The sequence below is a fragment of the Streptomyces sp. NBC_00654 genome, from assembly GCF_026341775.1.
In the GTDB taxonomy this organism is placed as follows: Bacteria; Actinomycetota; Actinomycetes; order Streptomycetales; family Streptomycetaceae; genus Streptomyces.
The window spans coordinates 1-21,684 of the sequence record NZ_JAPEOB010000010.1; the positions used below are offsets into that span (position 1 = coordinate 1).

17 protein-coding genes and 6 pseudogenes are annotated in these 21,684 nt (G+C 70.1%); 13 read left to right on the top strand and 10 right to left on the bottom strand.

The window, feature by feature from the left end; all coding sequences use genetic code 11:
- Positions 1–58: 58 nt before the first annotated feature.
- From OHA98_RS42090 to OHA98_RS42100, 3 genes and pseudogenes are all read left to right on the top strand, one after another.
- A complete protein-coding gene (locus tag OHA98_RS42090; protein WP_266933686.1) occupies positions 59–406 on the top strand; it encodes a DUF6233 domain-containing protein in 348 nt (115 codons plus the stop codon).
- 180 nt (positions 407–586) lie between these two features.
- Positions 587–1,537 carry a Ku protein gene (locus tag OHA98_RS42095; RefSeq protein ID WP_266933688.1) on the top strand — a complete coding sequence of 317 codons (951 nt, stop codon included), beginning with the start codon at positions 587–589 and terminating at the stop codon, positions 1,535–1,537.
- A gap of 15 nt (positions 1,538–1,552) precedes the next feature.
- Positions 1,553–1,654, top strand: a pseudogene (locus OHA98_RS42100) (ATP-dependent DNA ligase); the annotation flags it as partial.
- A 167-nt stretch (positions 1,655–1,821) separates the two neighbouring features.
- On the opposite strand, the gene OHA98_RS42105 reads toward OHA98_RS42100, so the two are convergent.
- The 3 genes and pseudogenes from OHA98_RS42105 to OHA98_RS42115 form a co-directional block, all read right to left on the bottom strand.
- Positions 1,822–3,240 carry a pentapeptide repeat-containing protein gene (locus tag OHA98_RS42105; RefSeq protein WP_266933690.1) on the bottom strand — a complete coding sequence of 473 codons (1,419 nt, stop codon included), beginning with the start codon at positions 3,238–3,240 and terminating at the stop codon, positions 1,822–1,824.
- Between the two features lie 332 nt (positions 3,241–3,572).
- Complete coding sequence (locus OHA98_RS42110) at positions 3,573–3,896, bottom strand: hypothetical protein (RefSeq protein WP_266933710.1); 324 nt, start codon at positions 3,894–3,896, stop codon at positions 3,573–3,575.
- Positions 3,873–4,454, bottom strand: a pseudogene (locus OHA98_RS42115) (ALF repeat-containing protein); the annotation flags it as partial. The pseudogene OHA98_RS42115 and the gene OHA98_RS42110, both read right to left, overlap by 24 nt.
- 177 nt (positions 4,455–4,631) lie before the next feature.
- Here OHA98_RS42115 and OHA98_RS42120 point away from each other — a divergent pair.
- Positions 4,632–5,532 (top strand): annotated as a pseudogene (locus OHA98_RS42120) (ATP-dependent DNA ligase).
- Positions 5,533–5,904: 372 nt separating this feature from the next.
- Here the strand turns inward: OHA98_RS42120 and OHA98_RS42125 are convergent.
- Entirely contained in the window at positions 5,905–6,144 is a 240-nt protein-coding gene (locus tag OHA98_RS42125) for a DUF6207 family protein (protein WP_266933692.1), read from the bottom strand.
- 626 nt (positions 6,145–6,770) lie between these two features.
- Here OHA98_RS42125 and OHA98_RS42130 point away from each other — a divergent pair.
- The 4 genes from OHA98_RS42130 to OHA98_RS42145 all read left to right on the top strand — a co-directional run bounded on the left by OHA98_RS42130 (position 6,771) and on the right by OHA98_RS42145 (position 9,148).
- Positions 6,771–6,995 (top strand): hypothetical protein, encoded by a 225-nt coding sequence (locus tag OHA98_RS42130; RefSeq protein WP_266933694.1) that lies wholly within the window; start codon positions 6,771–6,773, stop codon positions 6,993–6,995.
- Positions 6,992–7,918: a sigma-70 family RNA polymerase sigma factor gene (locus OHA98_RS42135; protein WP_266933696.1), complete on the top strand. Its 927-nt coding sequence runs from the start codon at positions 6,992–6,994 to the stop codon at positions 7,916–7,918. Before OHA98_RS42130 ends, OHA98_RS42135 begins: the two co-directional genes overlap by 4 nt.
- Positions 7,915–8,730 carry a hypothetical protein gene (locus OHA98_RS42140; RefSeq protein WP_266933697.1) on the top strand — a complete coding sequence of 272 codons (816 nt, stop codon included), beginning with the start codon at positions 7,915–7,917 and terminating at the stop codon, positions 8,728–8,730. Before OHA98_RS42135 ends, OHA98_RS42140 begins: the two co-directional genes overlap by 4 nt.
- Before the next feature lie 193 nt (positions 8,731–8,923).
- Positions 8,924–9,148 (top strand): hypothetical protein, encoded by a 225-nt coding sequence (locus OHA98_RS42145; RefSeq protein ID WP_266933699.1) that lies wholly within the window; start codon positions 8,924–8,926, stop codon positions 9,146–9,148.
- Between the two features lie 164 nt (positions 9,149–9,312).
- Here the strand turns inward: OHA98_RS42145 and OHA98_RS42150 are convergent, their stop codons facing one another.
- Positions 9,313–11,841: a DEAD/DEAH box helicase gene (locus tag OHA98_RS42150; RefSeq protein WP_266933700.1), complete on the bottom strand. Its 2,529-nt coding sequence runs from the start codon at positions 11,839–11,841 to the stop codon at positions 9,313–9,315.
- 1,411 nt (positions 11,842–13,252) lie between these two features.
- Between OHA98_RS42150 and OHA98_RS42155 the strand changes: the two genes are divergently transcribed.
- Positions 13,253–15,781 (top strand): DEAD/DEAH box helicase, encoded by a 2,529-nt coding sequence (locus tag OHA98_RS42155; protein ID WP_266933700.1) that lies wholly within the window; start codon positions 13,253–13,255, stop codon positions 15,779–15,781.
- Between the two features lie 164 nt (positions 15,782–15,945).
- Here the strand turns inward: OHA98_RS42155 and OHA98_RS42160 are convergent, their stop codons facing one another.
- From OHA98_RS42160 to OHA98_RS42175, 4 genes are all read right to left on the bottom strand, one after another.
- A complete protein-coding gene (locus OHA98_RS42160) occupies positions 15,946–16,170 on the bottom strand; it encodes a hypothetical protein (RefSeq protein ID WP_266933699.1) in 225 nt (74 codons plus the stop codon).
- A 193-nt stretch (positions 16,171–16,363) separates the two neighbouring features.
- Positions 16,364–17,179, bottom strand: coding sequence for a hypothetical protein (locus OHA98_RS42165; RefSeq protein WP_266933697.1), 816 nt, complete (start codon positions 17,177–17,179; stop codon positions 16,364–16,366).
- Entirely contained in the window at positions 17,176–18,102 is a 927-nt protein-coding gene (locus OHA98_RS42170) for a sigma-70 family RNA polymerase sigma factor (RefSeq protein WP_266933696.1), read from the bottom strand. Before OHA98_RS42170 ends, OHA98_RS42165 begins: the two co-directional genes overlap by 4 nt.
- A complete protein-coding gene (locus tag OHA98_RS42175) occupies positions 18,099–18,323 on the bottom strand; it encodes a hypothetical protein (protein ID WP_266933694.1) in 225 nt (74 codons plus the stop codon). The genes OHA98_RS42170 and OHA98_RS42175 overlap by 4 nt, the downstream gene beginning before the upstream one ends.
- Before the next feature lie 625 nt (positions 18,324–18,948).
- Here OHA98_RS42175 and OHA98_RS42180 point away from each other — a divergent pair.
- Positions 18,949–19,188 carry a DUF6207 family protein gene (locus OHA98_RS42180; RefSeq protein ID WP_266933692.1) on the top strand — a complete coding sequence of 80 codons (240 nt, stop codon included), beginning with the start codon at positions 18,949–18,951 and terminating at the stop codon, positions 19,186–19,188.
- A 372-nt stretch (positions 19,189–19,560) separates the two neighbouring features.
- On the opposite strand, the pseudogene OHA98_RS42185 reads toward OHA98_RS42180, so the two are convergent.
- Positions 19,561–20,461: pseudogene (locus OHA98_RS42185) on the bottom strand (ATP-dependent DNA ligase).
- A gap of 177 nt (positions 20,462–20,638) precedes the next feature.
- Between OHA98_RS42185 and OHA98_RS42190 the strand changes: the two are divergent.
- From OHA98_RS42190 to OHA98_RS42195, 3 genes and pseudogenes are all read left to right on the top strand, one after another.
- Positions 20,639–21,220, top strand: a pseudogene (locus OHA98_RS42190) (ALF repeat-containing protein); the annotation flags it as partial.
- A gap of 27 nt (positions 21,221–21,247) precedes the next feature.
- Positions 21,248–21,355 (top strand): annotated as a pseudogene (locus OHA98_RS43055) (hypothetical protein); the annotation flags it as partial.
- Positions 21,332–21,520 (top strand): hypothetical protein, encoded by a 189-nt coding sequence (locus OHA98_RS42195; protein WP_353962262.1) that lies wholly within the window; start codon positions 21,332–21,334, stop codon positions 21,518–21,520. The pseudogene OHA98_RS43055 and the gene OHA98_RS42195, both read left to right, overlap by 24 nt.
- Positions 21,521–21,684: the final 164 nt, after the last annotated feature.

The window sequence follows — 21,684 nt, forward strand, 5'->3', positions numbered from 1 at the left end:
GCCAGGACGGCGCTGCGGCACGCCCACGAGCCGGTCGAGGAGAAGGCGGCGTAGCCGTATGTCCGACGGCGGCGTGCCCGATCTTCCGGCCGACCTGCCGCGGCTGTACACGCTGCGGGCCTGGCACGCCATGTGGGTCGCCCGGATCGATGAGGCCATCGCGGCCGCCGAGCAGCGCGAGAAGGAACGACTCCAGGGCGAGCGGGTCCGCCCGCCCACACCCGACTGGGTGATGGAGCACGGCATCGGTGTCGGTGCACCCGCGATGGAGATCCACGTCGGCGGCTGCTACGCGGCGGGGAAGCGGCTGAAGGTGATCAGCAGGGAGCAGGCACTGGGGGCGCTCGCGGACGGGGTCCGGGCGTGTACCCACTGCCGACCCGACACCGCACTCGGGATGCTGTAGCCCGCGTCGGGTGACAGGCGCGTCGGCACCCGGACTGTGCGGGTGCGGGGGACCGGGAGCGGCGTGAGGATCAGTAGTACGGGCAGCGGCCCGGCGCGCCCGGCCCCTGGGGCCGGCCCTCCCTTCCGGCGCTTCCGGCCCGCTTCCCGACCCGACCCGCCAGGGGGGCCTGGAGGAACGATGCCGCGACCCTTGTGGACCGGTGCCATTTCTTTTGGCCTGGTTACGATTCCGATCAAAGTCGTCAGTGCGACCGAGGACCGTGCGATCCACTTCCACCAGGTGCACCTGGAGGACATGGGGCGCGTCCGGACCCGGAAGATCTGCGACATCGACGGTGAGGTCGTGCCGCAGGAAGAGATCGGCAAGGGCTACCCGATCGCCACGGACCAGACGGTCCCGGTGACCGACGAGGAGCTGGACCAGATGCCGCTGCCGACGGCGAAGGCGATCGAGATCGTCGCGTTCGTCGACGCCGACAGCATCGACCCGATCCGGATCAGTGACTCCTACTACCTCGCGATCGACGGGCAGGTCGCCGCGAAACCGTACGCGCTGCTCCGCAGAGCGCTGGAGCGCTCGGACCGGGTCGCGGTCGCGAAATTCGCCTGGCACAACCGGGAGCGTCTGGGTCTGCTGCGTGTGCAGTCGGGTGCGATCATGCTGCACGCGATGCGGTGGCCCGACGAGATCCGCAGCCCCGAGTCCCTCACTCCGACGCCCGTGGAGCTGGATGAGGGCGAGATCGAGCAGGCGGTCCAGCTCGCCGACACCATGACCGTCGACGACATCTCGGGGTTCAGGGACGAGTACCGCGATGCCCTGGAGGAACTCATCGCGGCGAAGTCCGAGGGCGAGGAGCTCCCCGTGCCGGCCGAGGCCGGGGCGGGGGAGTCGGGGACGGTCGTGGATCTGATGGCCGCGCTGAACGCGAGCGTGAAGGCGGCGAAGGAGGGCCGTGGCGAGGACAGCGACGAGCACGCCACGATGCACGAGATGCGGCCCCGCAAGAAGACCACAGCGAAGGCCTCAACCAGCAAGAAGACCTCCACCCGGAAGAAGACGGCCGCGGGGAAGAAGGTCGGCACTGCCGCCAGGAAGACGACGGCGAAGAAGCGCAGCGCCTCCTGATCCGCCCCTGATGTCATGAGCGTTCTGCCCCGGATCGATCCCATGCTCGCCACCCCGGGCTGTCTGCCACCACCGGCTTCGGACGGCCGGTACGCCTATGAGGTGAAGCAGGAGGGTTCTCCAGACACTCGCCTGTGTCTCGTACGGTGCGAAGGAGGTGCGAAAGGGGGAGGCGCGAACGCAGGGAACCTGATTGGACTGCGCGGCTACCGGCCGTGTACGTGTGCTCGGCTCATCGAACCGGCCAGAGTGGGCGTAGACGACCGATTAAGCCCCCGGGGGTCCTATGGGGCTGGCAGTAGCCAAGCGGAAGGCAGGGTGACCTCCGCAGGAGTAGGTGTGCCGACGGCAGCAAGAAGCCCCTGAGGAGCCGGACTGGCCGTGTTGCGGAAGTCCACGGTGCTGCCGGAGAACACCGCGTCGCTGAAGTTCACGCTGCCGCCGGAGAATGTCGCGTCGCTGAAGGTCACGCGGCCGCCGGAGAATGTCGCGTCGCTGAAGTTCACGCTGCCGCCGGAGAATGTCGCGTCGCTGAAGGTCACGCGGCCGCCGGAGAATGTCGCGTCGCTGAAGTTCACGGTGCCGCCGGAGAACGTCGCGCCGCGGAAGCCCACGGTGCCGTCGGAGAACTCCGCGTCGCGGAAGCCCACGGTGCCGTCGGAGAACTCCGCGTCGCGGAAGTCCACGGTGCCGTCGGAGAACTCCGCGTCGCGGAAGTCCGCGCCGCGGAAGTCCACGCCGCCGCCGGAGAACACCGCGCCGCGGAAGTACACGCGGCCGCCGGAGAACGTCGCGTCGCCGAAGTTCACGCTGCCGCCGGAGAACGTCGCGTCGCCGAAGTTCACGCTGCCGCCGGAGAACGTCGCGCCGCCGAAGTTCACGCGGCCGCCGGAGAACGTCGCGCCGCCGAAGTAAACGCTGCCGCCGGAGAACGTCGCGTGGATGAAGTCCACGCTGCCGCCGGAGAACGTCGCGTCGCCGAAGTCCACGCGGCCGCCGGAGAACGTCGCGCCGCGGAAGTCCACGCGGCCGCCGGAGAACACCGCGCCGCCGAAGTCCACGTCGCCGCCAGAGAACTTCGCGCCGCTGAAGTTCATGGGGCCGTCGATGGTGACGCTGGTGAGGTCGAGATCGCAGCCTTGCCAGGATCGGCGGGTTCCGTGGGGGCGTCGATAGTGATCGCTGATGAGGCGCAGGATGGTGTGTCGGACCTCGCGGAGGGCGAGGTAGTGGTGGTGCTCCTCCAGGTGGGCGGGGCCCTCGCCGGGGTCGGGGCTATAGGGGAGCCGGAGGTAGGCGCACAGGACGTCGATGCATGTCTGGCGCAGGTTGTTGTCGGGGGCGTCGTCGGCCAGGCCTGCGAGTGCGTGGACACCACCGAGCCGAACGGCTGGGGAGTCGGAGCCGAGTTTGTCGACGGCCTGGGAGAAGCGCTCGGTGTGGAGTCGGGTGGCTTCGCGGTGGGCGCCGGCTTCGTCGACGCGCTGGCGGCGGTAGGCGACGACCAGGGCAACGAGCGCACCGGCTCCGGCGACCACACCGAAGGAGAGCTTCACCAAGTCGAAGAGCGTCTTCGCGTCGAGCTTCGTGGTGCTGTCGATCTGCTGGACGTCCAGCAGGACTGCCAAGCCGTAGAAGACGCCGCTCGCGACCAGGACCGCGGCGACGAACGTGAGGGTGAGAGCCCGGCCGACCCTCCACAACCGCAGTTCCCGTTCATTCAGTGATCGTGGCCTTCGCCTGGGCGTCATGACGATAAAGACAAGGTGCTGAGGTCAGCGGTTGCAGCCAGCACGATGACGGAAGAACCCCGCCCCATATGACCGATTCCGCCCCCCAGGTTCGATCGGAGCCGCACCGGGCGGCGAGTCCACAGAACTCTGCGAGGGCGCCAAGCCGGGACAGGGCCTGCCGGGCGGGGCCGCCGGCACACAGAGGTGCAGGCGGCCCCGCCCGGATTCTCGGCGTTCCGGCGACCGGGCGTGCGGCAGGAGGTGCCACCCGGGCGACGTGCTGTGGTGCGGCGCTGTGCCGGTCAGGCGATCTGGTACCTGCCGACTTCCAGGAAGTAGCGCAGCGCTTCGGGTGTGTTGTCGTCGAGGGCGGCGTTGGCTGCCGCGCGCAAGGCGGGGCTGATGGACGGGTCGGCGAGGATGCGGGCGATGGCGACGCGGTCGTCCTCGGCCTGGGCGATGCGGTAGCCGGTCTCCAGCCAGGCGCGCATCGCGTCGGAGTCGTTGGCGTCCAGGAGGGCGTTGACCTCGGCGATGACGCGCCGGCCGCTGTCGGGGTCGGCGAGCAGGCGCGTGATGGCGACGCGGTCGTCCTCGGCCTGGGCGATGCGGTAGCCGGTCTCCAGCCAGGCGCGCATCGCGTCGGAGTCGTTGGCGTCCAGGAGGGCGTTGACCTCGGCGATGACGCGCCGGCCGCTGTCGGGGTCGGCGAGCAGGCGCGTGATGGCGACGCGGTCGTCCTCGGCCTGGGCGATGCGGTAGCCGGTCTCCAGCCAGGCGCGCATCGCGTCGGAGTCGTTGGCGTCCAGGAGGGCGTTGACCTCGGCGATGACGCGCCGGCCGCTGTCGGGGTCGGCGAGCAGGCGCGTGATGGCGACGCGGTCGTCCTCGGCCTGGGCGATGCGGTAGCCGGTCTCCAGCCAGGCGCGCATCGCCTCGGGGTCGTTGGCGTCCAGGAGGGCGTTGGCTTCTCGTGTCACACGCCGGCCGCTGTCCGGGTCGGCGAGGATCCGGACTATGGCCACCCTCAGGTCGTCGGCGTCCGGCTCGTCCGCGGACGAGGACACCGCGGGCACCGTCACCGCGGCCGGTGCCGCCGTGGCGGCGAAGGACGGGGTGGCGAGCAGGAGGGCCGGGGCAAGGATGCCCGCGACGATGCCGGGCGTTACGCGATGCAGTCGCAAGGGGAATGCTCCTCTTCGTTCGCTACGGAGGTGAGTTGAGGACGCCTCAGGGCGTTCACATCGGTGATGCTGCCACCTGGGTCTGACAGCGGTAGTTGCCTCGCTGCGGTCGCAGGGCACCGTCGCCGCGGACGTGGTCGATTCGAGAGCAACACCGACTAGCCGACCATCCCGACGATGTCTCATGAGACACATCGAAGTCTGGAGAAGGACGGTCAGCGGGCGATCGTTTACCTGCCGGGGGACGGGACGGTGCTGTTGCGGGCTCGGTCCGGTGCCGACATTACCGTCGCCTACCCCGACCTCGCCGCGCTCGGCCGGGTGCTGGGCGGGAGGCCGGCGGGTTCTGGACGGGGAGATCGTCGCCTTGGACGAGGCGGGCCGCAGTGACCTCGAGCGGCTGCAGGCGCGGATGGGACTGGCCGGGGCACCCGCGAAGGCCGCCCGTATGGCCCGCACCGTCCCCGCCCACCTGATGCTGTTCGACGTCAGTTTCTCGACGGCACCGGCCTCACCCGGGGCCCCGTACACCGAACGCCGCGAAGCGCTCGAAGCCCTCGGCCTGACGGGACCGGCCTGGTCGTCACCCGCGGCCATCACCGGACACGGCACCCAGGCCCTGGACATGACCCGGGAAGCGGGACTGAAGGGGCTGATCGCGAAGCGGCTGCCCCCCCGCTACGAGCCAGGGGTGCGCTCCCGCGCCTGGATCAAATTCAGAAACGTCCGCACCGTCGATGTCATCGTCGGCGGCTGGGTCCCCGCCCGCGGCCACCTCACCGGACTCCCCGGAGCCCTCCTGATGGGCCAACGCGACCCGAACGGAACCCTGCGCTACGTCGGCAGCGTCGGCACCGGATGGAATGACATCGAACGCACCACCCTGGCCCAACTCCTCACCGCGGCCGCCACCGACACCTGCCCGTTCACCGACACCCCACCGGTCACCGGAGCCCGATGGGTGCTCCCGCGCCTTGTTGCTGAAATCCGCTACACGACCCGCACCCGCGCCGGACGCCTGCGCCACCCCTCCTGGCACCGCATGCGCCCCGATTTCGCCTCCGACGACATCGCCTGAGCTGGAGCGGCGACGCCGTGCTGCGCGGGGTGGTCAGTCCTGAGTCGGGGGAGTGCCCGGCCGGGTGAGCCCAGCGGCCGTTCAGGGCCCGTCGTCCGTACGGTCGGTGTGGGTGCCCCTGACAGGACGGTGCCCGTGTGCCCCGCGGGTCCGTCGCACGTTCCGCGGGGCCAAGCTCCATGTGAGGGTCAAAGCATCCAGGAGCTGCCCTCTGAAGTCAGGGTCGTGCAACCGCCGAGTCGTTCCTCGGGCGGGCTTCTGTGAGCTTGCCGCCCGGCGGTCTCTCCGCGACCCTCAGCGGAGCAGCCGCTGGTCGGGGCGCTGCCGCACGTGCGCCGCGACGAACATCTGTCGAGGTGAGTTCTCCGGTACTCACCGCGGTGGCTTTCCCGTGGTTGCTGACGGGTGGGTGCCGGGTCGACGGGTGTCGGCGTGGACGCGTGCCCTGATGCCGGGCTGTCCGGGAGTCCGGTGCCCGGTGGAGACACCGGACGTTGCCCACCGTTCCTGCAGGGCGGTCATCACGGTGTTCAGGGTGGTCTCGTCGGGTGCGGTGATGTCCAGGACCACCAGGCCGGACTCACTCAAATGCTGCTCGTGGATCGGGTGCATGCCGTCACCGACGCCCCTGCCTGCTGGGGCGGTTCGGGGAAACGCGCGGTCCCACCCGGACGAGGGAAGGCGGAGAGATGTTGCCTGTCCCTGTTCACATGAGTCACACCCGTCTCGGGTTCCGGCAGTTCATCGCCGTTGCCGGCCGCCGGTTGACTCGGTGCGGAAGGGGACGGGGGTGTGTCAGTGTCCTGCGTTACGGTCGTTGCGTCCTGCTCTGAGGGACGCGCGTTCCCGCCCGGCCTCTAAGGGGGGCCGGGCGGGAACGGCTCTGCCCGCTCCCCGGTTGTTCTGGCACGGGAGCGGGCTCTTCCGGATGGAAGGCCGACACCAAGGTGTCCTGCTTCCATTGGCGGGGGTTGCCGGGGGGATTGCAAGGAAAACCGGGAACTTCACCCCTCGCGCTGACGGCCTGTCGTACAGGTGCGCCGGAGCGGTCGTCCCCGCGTATCGGCTGACGCTCCATGAAGCCTAATGTTCCGTGATTCCTTGATCACGTGGCGTAGCCGTGTGGTGTCGGTCCATCCTGTCCTCACCTTCAACAGCGGCGTGGCACCCGCTCGTTGAAGCATCCCCTTTTCCGACGTGGTCTTCCGGATGGCTGCGGCATGACCGAAAGGAGTGTGATGGACACCAGGAGGACAGTGATCACGGCGATGCTGGTCACGGTGGTGGTGTTCGGCTGGAGCACGGTGATGGCGGTGACGGGCCATACGGCGGTGCTCGCCTCGCTGGCCCCCGTCCTGGGACTGACGGTCCAGCAGGTCGCCCGCGCGTTCCGCACGCCGGCCGCACCGGCCTCGGGACACCGCGCGGCCCCGGTGCCCGACACCAAGGACGGTGCCCTGTGACGAAACCCTCCGAGCGGGCATCAGCCTTCGGACCGGTACCCGCCCCCAGAGCGGCACCGGTCCGCCCCGGCCGCAAGCTCGGCCCGGTCGTCCGCGGTGTCAGCAGCTCGCACCGGGCCTGGCTGGAGCCGGTCCGCGACACGTACCTCGACAGCGGACAGACCCTCGCCGACCTCAGCTACCGGGTACTGCTCGCCAAGTCCAAACTCTCCGAACTGCTGCGCGGCGTCGGGCTCTACCCCAGGTGGGAAGTCGTCCACCGGCTTTCCGCCGAGCTGGACATGCCCAACTGGCCCCTGTACCGGCTGTGGAGGCAGGCGGCTCTGGACGCGGGCAAGCCCCGGGAATGGATCGAACGGTCCACGGAGAATTCCGCCCCCGGCCCCGCAACCGACCGGTACCGGCCGCCCCTGGAACACGGCGCCCTGCGCGAGATGGTCGAGGACGACTACCGCTTCTACGCCCAGGTCTTCCTCTCCGACAAGTCCCGCGACGCCGCCGTGAAGGACACCTTCGCCATCCTCTGGCTCCACTGGAACACCGCCCTGTGCAGCCCGGACATCCGCTTCTTCGCCTGGTCCATCCTGCGCACCACCGTCATGGCCCGGGCCACCTACCGCGACGGCCGCCCCGAGCTGGAGACCGCCGTGTTCGACACCGTCGCACTGCGCAACCACACCTCCCCGGCCGACGGCGCGGCACAGCTGGCCGAAAGCCTGGAACTGTTCAAGGCGATCAGCCGGCTCCCCGCAGCACAGCTCGACGTCATGGTGCTGCTCCATCTGTGCGGCTTCACCGCCGAGAAGGCGTCCGGTCTTCTCGGTGTCCCGCTGGCCACTGTCCGGGCCGACGAGCGTCGGGCCGGACGGTATCTGGAGAGCGTCGTCAGTCTGCCGCCCGAGACCGAAGGACCCACCGCATGACACCGCTCGAAGAGATCCTGTCCCGGGCGCTGCTGGTACGGGAGCGTGCCGTGCCCCGCGACGTCGTTCCGAGCAGAGAGGCGCAACACCGCGCACCTCGTCCCGAAGCCGCGGGCCACGGAGTCGTAACGCCGTCGAACGCGGCGGCCGAGGACCTGCGCGCGCTGTGCGAGACACTCGTCGTGCACACCCCCGCCGAAGCCGTGGCGGACTTCGTCACCGACCAGGTGCCCGAGCCGCGCAGCGCGCTGGTTCTGGCCTGTGTCCTGCAGCTGACCGATACCGGTGACGGGGCCCGATTCTGGTGGCAGTACGCCGCCGGCGCCGGGCAGCCAGCGGCCGCGTACTGTCTCTACCTCCACCACCTCGCCCTGGGGGAGGAGGAAGCGGCCCGGTGGTGGCACGACCAGGCCGATGACGTTCAACCGCCCTCCGGCAACCGCACCCACCCCGCCCGTCCAAACCGGCTCGACACCGCGTCGACCACGACGATGCTGCGGATCCTTCGCCGTCTCGCCAAGAACACTGCCCGCCGTCCGCGCCCGGCCGTCGTCACCGAGCTCATGACGTACATGCCCACCGCGGTCGCGGTCGGATACCTTCGCGAGCCGGACATGGAACTGCCCCTGCCCGGACCCGGCTTCGCCACCACCGTCCGGGAACTCCTCGTCGCGGTCGCGGACCGCCCCGACACATCAGGCCGATGCCCGGCCCGAACTGACGGAGCCTCCCTCAGACGCCGCGACACCGACATCGTCCGTACGGCACGGACAGACCGCTCACCCCAGTTGAGAGGAACTGCGAAACGCTGAACCCATCAACGGTTCGAGATCCGGGTCCGGTGCCGCGCTGATGACCGGGCCCGCCAGCTCCGCCCCCGCAGGCGTGCCCCCGCGCGGCACACGCCGCGGCCGAGCGGGGCCGCTTCGGCTGGGCCAGCGGCACACCCCTGAACGGCCCCGGCCCGACTCGCCCAACGAACCGGTCCGGGGCACGCTGGGAGGCGTGACCAGCGCACCGATCGTCGTGCACCGGCCCTCCCGTACGGGCGGTCGGAGAGTCACCGTGCACAACTACGGCCGGGACGAGGTCCTCGGCACCGCCTACAGCGACCACGACCTGGTCGTGTTCCTCCAGGGGACCGGCGTCGCCGACCCCGATGCCATCCTGGATGACCCGCAGTGGGTGGAGTGGCGCGGCGGCCCCGCCCACCAGTTCAGCGCCGCCTGACGCCTGAACGACGGCAGCGGCCGGGCAAGGTGGTCCAGCCCAGCCCAGCCGCGGTGGCCAAGCGTTGCCCGGGTAATCGGATTCGGACAGCGTTCCGAAAGGCAGTCATGACCGGCAAATGGGCCTGACAAGAATCCCAGGCAGGCCCACTGCTGCGCCTCTTCCTACGCCCAGCGCATCCCGATCGCGGACAGCTGCTCCACGCGTTCCGACGAGAGCGTCGCGGCCCTGCTCCGCTGGTTACCGATCCAGGAGCCGAGCCTGATGGCCTGCTCCTCCTGGCCCTCGTCGTCGGCACCGACCGCGATCGTCTCCACGTGTTTGCGCGGCACCCGAAGATGCCCCTCGCGCTCGTAGAACTGCCGTGCGGCTTCCAGGTTCACCGCCCACTTGTCGGCCTGCGTACGGCGCGGGGGCGGCTTCTCGTCCTCGGTCGGGGGTGTGATGCCGAGGACTTGTTCGCACATCCATTGCTGGACGCCTGTGAGGTTGTCCCAGCCGAGCCGGACCGAGCGCACCCACCGCCCCAGGTCCTCGCCCTGGTGCACGACGTCGCCGGGCTTGGTGGGCAGCTCGCCGCCGATCTCCTCCAGGTGGAGCCGGACGAGGTGGAAGGAGCGCTGCCACTCCACGGGCCAGGCCGGGCACCAGGACGGGTCGATGGCCTCCAGCTGCTCGCGCCGCTCATGCGGCATGGCCCCGGACGACGACTCCACGGGCAGCCCTTCGGCACGCCGTTGCTCGTTCTGGGCGGCCTTGCGTGCGGCGGCGCGGGCGTTCTTCAGCCAGATGCCCACCTTGTAGCCCTGGTGGGTGGCATCCAAGGGGGCGAGCAGGTGTCCGTTCGTCTCGGCCCATCCGCGCGCGGCGGACAGGCCTTCTTCCCACGCGACGTCGAAGTGCGACCACACCATGCCCAGCTTCTCCAACTGCAGGATGCGGTGCTCGTCCATGTCGCCGCGGGCGTAGAAGCGGCGGGCGTCGGCGGTCCACTGTCCCAGCGGGAAGTTCGCCAGCGAGGTCGGCCATCCGACCCCCTCGGCTTCCTCGCCCTCCGGCACGCGGTAAGTGAACGGGACGCGCAGATCGCCGTGCTCGCGGGCGAAGATGACAGCGGCCTCCACGCCGCGACGCCAGTGTTCGTGTTCGGGGTTGAGGACGCGCAGGTTGATGAACGCTGCCAAGGCGGCCGGGTCGCGCGGCGTGGAGAACTCCAACAGGGCCTTGGCCGGGGCGCTGACGCGCTCGGAGCCCTCGCCGCTGCCGGCACCCTTCCCGCGCTCGTCCTTGCTGACGGGCTTGTAGCGGCTCGGGGCCTGCTGCTCTGCGAGGGCCTCCACGATCCGCGCGTCGTGCGCCCGCAGCGCCTCCAGGAGCTTGGCGAGCCCGCCGTACGCCCGGGAGGTGAGCATGTTGTCCGCCGTCTCGCCGGGCCCGAGCAGCACGGGCACCACGAGCGAGGCCACCTTGCCCTCGCCGGGCTGCATCCGCAGCGCGCGGCCGACGGCCTGGACGAGGTCGGGCATGGAGCCGCGCACATCCGCCCAGTAGACGGAGTCGCAGTTCTTGGTGTCGACGCCCTCGCCCAGGACCTTCGCCGAGCTGAGGTAGCACTTCTCCACGACCGTGCCGTCGGTGGCGATCCCGTCGGCGAATTCGCCCAGCAGACGCCGCCTGTGGAGCGGCTTGTGGTCGCCGCACAGCCAGTTGGCCCAGATCGTCTTGGGGTACAGCTCCGGGTCGGCGGCGTGCAGCTGCGCGGCGACGCCGGGGAGACCAGCCGCGAAGGCTTCGGCTTCCTTCACCAGGTGGTGGAAGACCAGCGTGCGGCGGAAGCCCTCTTCCGAGGACGCCTTCACTAGTGCGGTCTGCAGAGCGGCGAGCCGCGCCCCGCGGACCTCTGCCGACCGGCCCTCCGCGCCCAGGAGCTGCGCGGCCTGGAGCGCGGTGTCGGTGACGTCCACGCATACAACCTGGTAGGGGGCACAAATTCCCCGGTCGATGGCCTCCGAGAGCGTCAAAGTGAACGCCCGGCTGCCAAAGGGGCCCTCGGGGTCGTCGTCCATGCTCGCGACCAGCTCGCCGGGTGCGCCGGCCTCGTCTTCGTCCCCGAGCTGCCACAGCCGGGGCGTGGCCGTCATGTAGAGGCGCCGCAGGGACGGGATCTTCTGGTTGTCGTGGACGACCGCCCACGGCTTCCCGATCCGGCCCGAAACGCGGTGAGCTTCGTCCACGACGATCAGGTCCCAAGCCGCGAGGCCCCCGGCGTGCGCCCGCTCCAGGTTGCCCAGACCGAGGCTGGCGTACGTGGCGTACACGGTTACCTTGTCCAGGCCTCGCGCCCACTCCACCAGCTCGTCCACGTCCGTGGTGTTGGGGAAGGACACTTCCTCGCCCCGCAGCGAGGAAACCCCGATCATCGGCCCCCTGCGGCCCCCCTCGCGCCACGCGGTTTCGGTCTGTGCGAGCAGGTCCAGCGAGGGCACGAGCACCAGAACACGGCCCGCGTGGAGCTCCTCAGCGCTGCGGACCGCCACCCGGGTCTTTCCGGACCCGGTCGCCATGATCACCTGCGTTCGAAGCCCTCGTTCGGGCACAAGTGATCTTGCAGGCAATTCCAGGGCGCGCACGACCGCGTCAATAGCTTCTCGCTGGGCTGCCTCGCGCTGATCAGCGCGGTCTGTGCTCGACATATCGCCTGCCTTCTCCTGGGGTGCCGTCCGGTCGATTCGAGCGGCGCGAAACGGGGAACCTGCACGTAGAGGAGCCATAAGGGCTACGATTGGACTGACGCGATCGGCTGGTTGATCCGCCCCACCGGAACACCGGCAAGGCGGTTGAGTGGATCTCGATAACCCTCCCTGAGCGGTCCGGGGTGGTGTGCTCTCAGTCCAGAGCCTATCTCAATATCAGAAATGAAGCACAAAGAATGCGGAGATTTCCCGAACGTGGCTGAGAGCTGTTAATCATGCCTCATCCCAAGCCAATCCGGGACCTTGACGCCCCCTCAATCCTGTCCGCTTCTCCGGGTGGCCGGCCCCCCAAGCCTCCGTCACCCGTCCCGACGGCCTGTCACCACCCCTCCTTCTTGCTGCTGCTCGGGCCGCAGGCCCGTGGGTGGGCTGCGCGGAGCGTGGCACACCTGCCCACCCGTGGCTGTACTGGAGTTGACGGGGGATCTGGGGGGTGGCTGGAGCGCAGCGGAAGCCGCGGGTCGGCCGGAGGCGGCCCCGGCCCGCAACGCGGGCCGTCTGCCCTGCGGTTGGTGGTGCGCACGCAGTGCTGTGCCGCCTGGCGGTGAACGCAGTGAACCGCGTCCGCTCACGCGGAGCGGGAGCGGCTGAGCCCGCAGGGCCTAGCTCGCTTCTACGGGCGCAGCCCGTAGGGACCGCCGCGGCGGCGCGGGCGGTCCCTACGGGCTGCGCCCGTAGAAGCGAGCTAGGCCCCTGCGGGGCCTAGCCGCTCCCGCTCCGCGTGAGCGGACGCGGTTCACTGCGTTCACCGCCAGGCGGCACGCACTGCGTGCGCACCACCAACCGCAGGGCAGACGGCCCGCGTTGCGGGCCGGGGCCGGCCTCCGGCCGACCCGCGGCTTCCGCTGCGCTCCAGCCACCCCCCAGATCCCCCGTCAACTCCAGTACAGCCACGGGTGGGCAGGTGTGCCACGCTCCGCGCAGCCCACCCACGGGCCTGCGGCCCGAGCAGCAGCAAGAAGGAGGGGTGGTGACAGGCCGTCGGGACGGGTGACGGAGGCTTGGGGGCGGCCACCCGGAGAAGCGGACAGGATTGAGGGGGCGTCAAGGTCCCGGATTGGCTTGGGATGAGGCATGATTAACAGCTCTCAGCCACGTTCGGGAAATCTCCGCATTCTTTGTGCTTCATTTCTGATATTGAGATAGGCTCTGGACTGAGAGCACACCACCCCGGACCGCTCAGGGAGGGTTATCGAGATCCACTCAACCGCCTTGCCGGTGTTCCGGTGGGGCGGATCAACCAGCCGATCGCGTCAGTCCAATCGTAGCCCTTATGGCTCCTCTACGTGCAGGTTCCCCGTTTCGCGCCGCTCGAATCGACCGGACGGCACCCCAGGAGAAGGCAGGCGATATGTCGAGCACAGACCGCGCTGATCAGCGCGAGGCAGCCCAGCGAGAAGCTATTGACGCGGTCGTGCGCGCCCTGGAATTGCCTGCAAGATCACTTGTGCCCGAACGAGGGCTTCGAACGCAGGTGATCATGGCGACCGGGTCCGGAAAGACCCGGGTGGCGGTCCGCAGCGCTGAGGAGCTCCACGCGGGCCGTGTTCTGGTGCTCGTGCCCTCGCTGGACCTGCTCGCACAGACCGAAACCGCGTGGCGCGAGGGGGGCCGCAGGGGGCCGATGATCGGGGTTTCCTCGCTGCGGGGCGAGGAAGTGTCCTTCCCCAACACCACGGACGTGGACGAGCTGGTGGAGTGGGCGCGAGGCCTGGACAAGGTAACCGTGTACGCCACGTACGCCAGCCTCGGTCTGGGCAACCTGGAGCGGGCGCACGCCGGGGGCCTCGCGGCTTGGGACCTGATCGTCGTGGACGAAGCTCACCGCGTTTCGGGCCGGATCGGGAAGCCGTGGGCGGTCGTCCACGACAACCAGAAGATCCCGTCCCTGCGGCGCCTCTACATGACGGCCACGCCCCGGCTGTGGCAGCTCGGGGACGAAGACGAGGCCGGCGCACCCGGCGAGCTGGTCGCGAGCATGGACGACGACCCCGAGGGCCCCTTTGGCAGCCGGGCGTTCACTTTGACGCTCTCGGAGGCCATCGACCGGGGAATTTGTGCCCCCTACCAGGTTGTATGCGTGGACGTCACCGACACCGCGCTCCAGGCCGCGCAGCTCCTGGGCGCGGAGGGCCGGTCGGCAGAGGTCCGCGGGGCGCGGCTCGCCGCTCTGCAGACCGCACTAGTGAAGGCGTCCTCGGAAGAGGGCTTCCGCCGCACGCTGGTCTTCCACCACCTGGTGAAGGAAGCCGAAGCCTTCGCGGCTGGTCTCCCCGGCGTCGCCGCGCAGCTGCACGCCGCCGACCCGGAGCTGTACCCCAAGACGATCTGGGCCAACTGGCTGTGCGGCGACCACAAGCCGCTCCACAGGCGGCGTCTGCTGGGCGAATTCGCCGACGGGATCGCCACCGACGGCACGGTCGTGGAGAAGTGCTACCTCAGCTCGGCGAAGGTCCTGGGCGAGGGCGTCGACACCAAGAACTGCGACTCCGTCTACTGGGCGGATGTGCGCGGCTCCATGCCCGACCTCGTCCAGGCCGTCGGCCGCGCGCTGCGGATGCAGCCCGGCGAGGGCAAGGTGGCCTCGCTCGTGGTGCCCGTGCTGCTCGGGCCCGGCGAGACGGCGGACAACATGCTCACCTCCCGGGCGTACGGCGGGCTCGCCAAGCTCCTGGAGGCGCTGCGGGCGCACGACGCGCGGATCGTGGAGGCCCTCGCAGAGCAGCAGGCCCCGAGCCGCTACAAGCCCGTCAGCAAGGACGAGCGCGGGAAGGGTGCCGGCAGCGGCGAGGGCTCCGAGCGCGTCAGCGCCCCGGCCAAGGCCCTGTTGGAGTTCTCCACGCCGCGCGACCCGGCCGCCTTGGCAGCGTTCATCAACCTGCGCGTCCTCAACCCCGAACACGAACACTGGCGTCGCGGCGTGGAGGCCGCTGTCATCTTCGCCCGCGAGCACGGCGATCTGCGCGTCCCGTTCACTTACCGCGTGCCGGAGGGCGAGGAAGCCGAGGGGGTCGGATGGCCGACCTCGCTGGCGAACTTCCCGCTGGGACAGTGGACCGCCGACGCCCGCCGCTTCTACGCCCGCGGCGACATGGACGAGCACCGCATCCTGCAGTTGGAGAAGCTGGGCATGGTGTGGTCGCACTTCGACGTCGCGTGGGAAGAAGGCCTGTCCGCCGCGCGCGGATGGGCCGAGACGAACGGACACCTGCTCGCCCCCTTGGATGCCACCCACCAGGGCTACAAGGTGGGCATCTGGCTGAAGAACGCCCGCGCCGCCGCACGCAAGGCCGCCCAGAACGAGCAACGGCGTGCCGAAGGGCTGCCCGTGGAGTCGTCGTCCGGGGCCATGCCGCATGAGCGGCGCGAGCAGCTGGAGGCCATCGACCCGTCCTGGTGCCCGGCCTGGCCCGTGGAGTGGCAGCGCTCCTTCCACCTCGTCCGGCTCCACCTGGAGGAGATCGGCGGCGAGCTGCCCACCAAGCCCGGCGACGTCGTGCACCAGGGCGAGGACCTGGGGCGGTGGGTGCGCTCGGTCCGGCTCGGCTGGGACAACCTCACAGGCGTCCAGCAATGGATGTGCGAACAAGTCCTCGGCATCACACCCCCGACCGAGGACGAGAAGCCGCCCCCGCGCCGTACGCAGGCCGACAAGTGGGCGGTGAACCTGGAAGCCGCACGGCAGTTCTACGAGCGCGAGGGGCATCTTCGGGTGCCGCGCAAACACGTGGAGACGATCGCGGTCGGTGCCGACGACGAGGGCCAGGAGGAGCAGGCCATCAGGCTCGGCTCCTGGATCGGTAACCAGCGGAGCAGGGCCGCGACGCTCTCGTCGGAACGCGTGGAGCAGCTGTCCGCGATCGGGATGCGCTGGGCGTAGGAAGAGGCGCAGCAGTGGGCCTGCCTGGGATTCTTGTCAGGCCCATTTGCCGGTCATGACTGCCTTTCGGAACGCTGTCCGAATCCGATTACCCGGGCAACGCTTGGCCACCGCGGCTGGGCTGGGCTGGACCACCTTGCCCGGCCGCTGCCGTCGTTCAGGCGTCAGGCGGCGCTGAACTGGTGGGCGGGGCCGCCGCGCCACTCCACCCACTGCGGGTCATCCAGGATGGCATCGGGGTCGGCGACGCCGGTCCCCTGGAGGAACACGACCAGGTCGTGGTCGCTGTAGGCGGTGCCGAGGACCTCGTCCCGGCCGTAGTTGTGCACGGTGACTCTCCGACCGCCCGTACGGGAGGGCCGGTGCACGACGATCGGTGCGCTGGTCACGCCTCCCAGCGTGCCCCGGACCGGTTCGTTGGGCGAGTCGGGCCGGGGCCGTTCAGGGGTGTGCCGCTGGCCCAGCCGAAGCGGCCCCGCTCGGCCGCGGCGTGTGCCGCGCGGGGGCACGCCTGCGGGGGCGGAGCTGGCGGGCCCGGTCATCAGCGCGGCACCGGACCCGGATCTCGAACCGTTGATGGGTTCAGCGTTTCGCAGTTCCTCTCAACTGGGGTGAGCGGTCTGTCCGTGCCGTACGGACGATGTCGGTGTCGCGGCGTCTGAGGGAGGCTCCGTCAGTTCGGGCCGGGCATCGGCCTGATGTGTCGGGGCGGTCCGCGACCGCGACGAGGAGTTCCCGGACGGTGGTGGCGAAGCCGGGTCCGGGCAGGGGCAGTTCCATGTCCGGCTCGCGAAGGTATCCGACCGCGACCGCGGTGGGCATGTACGTCATGAGCTCGGTGACGACGGCCGGGCGCGGACGGCGGGCAGTGTTCTTGGCGAGACGGCGAAGGATCCGCAGCATCGTCGTGGTCGACGCGGTGTCGAGCCGGTTTGGACGGGCGGGGTGGGTGCGGTTGCCGGAGGGCGGTTGAACGTCATCGGCCTGGTCGTGCCACCACCGGGCCGCTTCCTCCTCCCCCAGGGCGAGGTGGTGGAGGTAGAGACAGTACGCGGCCGCTGGCTGCCCGGCGCCGGCGGCGTACTGCCACCAGAATCGGGCCCCGTCACCGGTATCGGTCAGCTGCAGGACACAGGCCAGAACCAGCGCGCTGCGCGGCTCGGGCACCTGGTCGGTGACGAAGTCCGCCACGGCTTCGGCGGGGGTGTGCACGACGAGTGTCTCGCACAGCGCGCGCAGGTCCTCGGCCGCCGCGTTCGACGGCGTTACGACTCCGTGGCCCGCGGCTTCGGGACGAGGTGCGCGGTGTTGCGCCTCTCTGCTCGGAACGACGTCGCGGGGCACGGCACGCTCCCGTACCAGCAGCGCCCGGGACAGGATCTCTTCGAGCGGTGTCATGCGGTGGGTCCTTCGGTCTCGGGCGGCAGACTGACGACGCTCTCCAGATACCGTCCGGCCCGACGCTCGTCGGCCCGGACAGTGGCCAGCGGGACACCGAGAAGACCGGACGCCTTCTCGGCGGTGAAGCCGCACAGATGGAGCAGCACCATGACGTCGAGCTGTGCTGCGGGGAGCCGGCTGATCGCCTTGAACAGTTCCAGGCTTTCGGCCAGCTGTGCCGCGCCGTCGGCCGGGGAGGTGTGGTTGCGCAGTGCGACGGTGTCGAACACGGCGGTCTCCAGCTCGGGGCGGCCGTCGCGGTAGGTGGCCCGGGCCATGACGGTGGTGCGCAGGATGGACCAGGCGAAGAAGCGGATGTCCGGGCTGCACAGGGCGGTGTTCCAGTGGAGCCAGAGGATGGCGAAGGTGTCCTTCACGGCGGCGTCGCGGGACTTGTCGGAGAGGAAGACCTGGGCGTAGAAGCGGTAGTCGTCCTCGACCATCTCGCGCAGGGCGCCGTGTTCCAGGGGCGGCCGGTACCGGTCGGTTGCGGGGCCGGGGGCGGAATTCTCCGTGGACCGTTCGATCCATTCCCGGGGCTTGCCCGCGTCCAGAGCCGCCTGCCTCCACAGCCGGTACAGGGGCCAGTTGGGCATGTCCAGCTCGGCGGAAAGCCGGTGGACGACTTCCCACCTGGGGTAGAGCCCGACGCCGCGCAGCAGTTCGGAGAGTTTGGACTTGGCGAGCAGTACCCGGTAGCTGAGGTCGGCGAGGGTCTGTCCGCTGTCGAGGTACGTGTCGCGGACCGGCTCCAGCCAGGCCCGGTGCGAGCTGCTGACACCGCGGACGACCGGGCCGAGCTTGCGGCCGGGGCGGACCGGTGCCGCTCTGGGGGCGGGTACCGGTCCGAAGGCTGATGCCCGCTCGGAGGGTTTCGTCACAGGGCACCGTCCTTGGTGTCGGGCACCGGGGCCGCGCGGTGTCCCGAGGCCGGTGCGGCCGGCGTGCGGAACGCGCGGGCGACCTGCTGGACCGTCAGTCCCAGGACGGGGGCCAGCGAGGCGAGCACCGCCGTATGGCCCGTCACCGCCATCACCGTGCTCCAGCCGAACACCACCACCGTGACCAGCATCGCCGTGATCACTGTCCTCCTGGTGTCCATCACACTCCTTTCGGTCATGCCGCAGCCATCCGGAAGACCACGTCGGAAAAGGGGATGCTTCAACGAGCGGGTGCCACGCCGCTGTTGAAGGTGAGGACAGGATGGACCGACACCACACGGCTACGCCACGTGATCAAGGAATCACGGAACATTAGGCTTCATGGAGCGTCAGCCGATACGCGGGGACGACCGCTCCGGCGCACCTGTACGACAGGCCGTCAGCGCGAGGGGTGAAGTTCCCGGTTTTCCTTGCAATCCCCCCGGCAACCCCCGCCAATGGAAGCAGGACACCTTGGTGTCGGCCTTCCATCCGGAAGAGCCCGCTCCCGTGCCAGAACAACCGGGGAGCGGGCAGAGCCGTTCCCGCCCGGCCCCCTTAGAGGCCGGGCGGGAACGCGCGTCCCTCAGAGCAGGACGCAACGACCGTAACGCAGGACACTGACACACCCCCGTCCCCTTCCGCACCGAGTCAACCGGCGGCCGGCAACGGCGATGAACTGCCGGAACCCGAGACGGGTGTGACTCATGTGAACAGGGACAGGCAACATCTCTCCGCCTTCCCTCGTCCGGGTGGGACCGCGCGTTTCCCCGAACCGCCCCAGCAGGCAGGGGCGTCGGTGACGGCATGCACCCGATCCACGAGCAGCATTTGAGTGAGTCCGGCCTGGTGGTCCTGGACATCACCGCACCCGACGAGACCACCCTGAACACCGTGATGACCGCCCTGCAGGAACGGTGGGCAACGTCCGGTGTCTCCACCGGGCACCGGACTCCCGGACAGCCCGGCATCAGGGCACGCGTCCACGCCGACACCCGTCGACCCGGCACCCACCCGTCAGCAACCACGGGAAAGCCACCGCGGTGAGTACCGGAGAACTCACCTCGACAGATGTTCGTCGCGGCGCACGTGCGGCAGCGCCCCGACCAGCGGCTGCTCCGCTGAGGGTCGCGGAGAGACCGCCGGGCGGCAAGCTCACAGAAGCCCGCCCGAGGAACGACTCGGCGGTTGCACGACCCTGACTTCAGAGGGCAGCTCCTGGATGCTTTGACCCTCACATGGAGCTTGGCCCCGCGGAACGTGCGACGGACCCGCGGGGCACACGGGCACCGTCCTGTCAGGGGCACCCACACCGACCGTACGGACGACGGGCCCTGAACGGCCGCTGGGCTCACCCGGCCGGGCACTCCCCCGACTCAGGACTGACCACCCCGCGCAGCACGGCGTCGCCGCTCCAGCTCAGGCGATGTCGTCGGAGGCGAAATCGGGGCGCATGCGGTGCCAGGAGGGGTGGCGCAGGCGTCCGGCGCGGGTGCGGGTCGTGTAGCGGATTTCAGCAACAAGGCGCGGGAGCACCCATCGGGCTCCGGTGACCGGTGGGGTGTCGGTGAACGGGCAGGTGTCGGTGGCGGCCGCGGTGAGGAGTTGGGCCAGGGTGGTGCGTTCGATGTCATTCCATCCGGTGCCGACGCTGCCGACGTAGCGCAGGGTTCCGTTCGGGTCGCGTTGGCCCATCAGGAGGGCTCCGGGGAGTCCGGTGAGGTGGCCGCGGGCGGGGACCCAGCCGCCGACGATGACATCGACGGTGCGGACGTTTCTGAATTTGATCCAGGCGCGGGAGCGCACCCCTGGCTCGTAGCGGGGGGGCAGCCGCTTCGCGATCAGCCCCTTCAGTCCCGCTTCCCGGGTCATGTCCAGGGCCTGGGTGCCGTGTCCGGTGATGGCCGCGGGTGACGACCAGGCCGGTCCCGTCAGGCCGAGGGCTTCGAGCGCTTCGCGGCGTTCGGTGTACGGGGCCCCGGGTGAGGCCGGTGCCGTCGAGAAACTGACGTCGAACAGCATCAGGTGGGCGGGGACGGTGCGGGCCATACGGGCGGCCTTCGCGGGTGCCCCGGCCAGTCCCATCCGCGCCTGCAGCCGCTCGAGGTCACTGCGGCCCGCCTCGTCCAAGGCGACGATCTCCCCGTCCAGAACCCGCCGGCCTCCCGCCCAGCACCCGGCCGAGCGCGGCGAGGTCGGGGTAGGCGACGGTAATGTCGGCACCGGACCGAGCCCGCAACAGCACCGTCCCGTCCCCCGGCAGGTAAACGATCGCCCGCTGACCGTCCTTCTCCAGACTTCGATGTGTCTCATGAGACATCGTCGGGATGGTCGGCTAGTCGGTGTTGCTCTCGAATCGACCACGTCCGCGGCGACGGTGCCCTGCGACCGCAGCGAGGCAACTACCGCTGTCAGACCCAGGTGGCAGCATCACCGATGTGAACGCCCTGAGGCGTCCTCAACTCACCTCCGTAGCGAACGAAGAGGAGCATTCCCCTTGCGACTGCATCGCGTAACGCCCGGCATCGTCGCGGGCATCCTTGCCCCGGCCCTCCTGCTCGCCACCCCGTCCTTCGCCGCCACGGCGGCACCGGCCGCGGTGACGGTGCCCGCGGTGTCCTCGTCCGCGGACGAGCCGGACGCCGACGACCTGAGGGTGGCCATAGTCCGGATCCTCGCCGACCCGGACAGCGGCCGGCGTGTGACACGAGAAGCCAACGCCCTCCTGGACGCCAACGACCCCGAGGCGATGCGCGCCTGGCTGGAGACCGGCTACCGCATCGCCCAGGCCGAGGACGACCGCGTCGCCATCACGCGCCTGCTCGCCGACCCCGACAGCGGCCGGCGCGTCATCGCCGAGGTCAACGCCCTCCTGGACGCCAACGACTCCGACGCGATGCGCGCCTGGCTGGAGACCGGCTACCGCATCGCCCAGGCCGAGGACGACCGCGTCGCCATCACGCGCCTGCTCGCCGACCCCGACAGCGGCCGGCGCGTCATCGCCGAGGTCAACGCCCTCCTGGACGCCAACGACTCCGACGCGATGCGCGCCTGGCTGGAGACCGGCTACCGCATCGCCCAGGCCGAGGACGACCGCGTCGCCATCACGCGCCTGCTCGCCGACCCCGACAGCGGCCGGCGCGTCATCGCCGAGGTCAACGCCCTCCTGGACGCCAACGACTCCGACGCGATGCGCGCCTGGCTGGAGACCGGCTACCGCATCGCCCAGGCCGAGGACGACCGCGTCGCCATCGCCCGCATCCTCGCCGACCCGTCCATCAGCCCCGCCTTGCGCGCGGCAGCCAACGCCGCCCTCGACGACAACACACCCGAAGCGCTGCGCTACTTCCTGGAAGTCGGCAGGTACCAGATCGCCTGACCGGCACAGCGCCGCACCACAGCACGTCGCCCGGGTGGCACCTCCTGCCGCACGCCCGGTCGCCGGAACGCCGAGAATCCGGGCGGGGCCGCCTGCACCTCTGTGTGCCGGCGGCCCCGCCCGGCAGGCCCTGTCCCGGCTTGGCGCCCTCGCAGAGTTCTGTG

What these genes read in the sequence shown, in the direction of transcription:
- OHA98_RS42090 (WP_266933686.1), top strand. Translation starts at nt 59, where the DNA reads ATGTCCGACGGCGGCGTGCCCGATCTTCCGGCCGACCTGCCGCGGCTG.
- OHA98_RS42095 (WP_266933688.1), top strand. Translation starts at nt 587, where the DNA reads ATGCCGCGACCCTTGTGGACCGGTGCCATTTCTTTTGGCCTGGTTACG.
- OHA98_RS42125 (WP_266933692.1), bottom strand. Translation starts at nt 6,144, where the DNA reads ATGCACCCGATCCACGAGCAGCATTTGAGTGAGTCCGGCCTGGTGGTC.
- OHA98_RS42130 (WP_266933694.1), top strand. Translation starts at nt 6,771, where the DNA reads ATGGACACCAGGAGGACAGTGATCACGGCGATGCTGGTCACGGTGGTG.
- OHA98_RS42140 (WP_266933697.1), top strand. Translation starts at nt 7,915, where the DNA reads ATGACACCGCTCGAAGAGATCCTGTCCCGGGCGCTGCTGGTACGGGAG.
- OHA98_RS42150 (WP_266933700.1), bottom strand. Translation starts at nt 11,841, where the DNA reads ATGTCGAGCACAGACCGCGCTGATCAGCGCGAGGCAGCCCAGCGAGAA.
- OHA98_RS42155 (WP_266933700.1), top strand. Translation starts at nt 13,253, where the DNA reads ATGTCGAGCACAGACCGCGCTGATCAGCGCGAGGCAGCCCAGCGAGAA.
- OHA98_RS42165 (WP_266933697.1), bottom strand. Translation starts at nt 17,179, where the DNA reads ATGACACCGCTCGAAGAGATCCTGTCCCGGGCGCTGCTGGTACGGGAG.
- OHA98_RS42175 (WP_266933694.1), bottom strand. Translation starts at nt 18,323, where the DNA reads ATGGACACCAGGAGGACAGTGATCACGGCGATGCTGGTCACGGTGGTG.
- OHA98_RS42180 (WP_266933692.1), top strand. Translation starts at nt 18,949, where the DNA reads ATGCACCCGATCCACGAGCAGCATTTGAGTGAGTCCGGCCTGGTGGTC.
- OHA98_RS42195 (WP_353962262.1), top strand. Translation starts at nt 21,332, where the DNA reads ATGCGCGCCTGGCTGGAGACCGGCTACCGCATCGCCCAGGCCGAGGAC.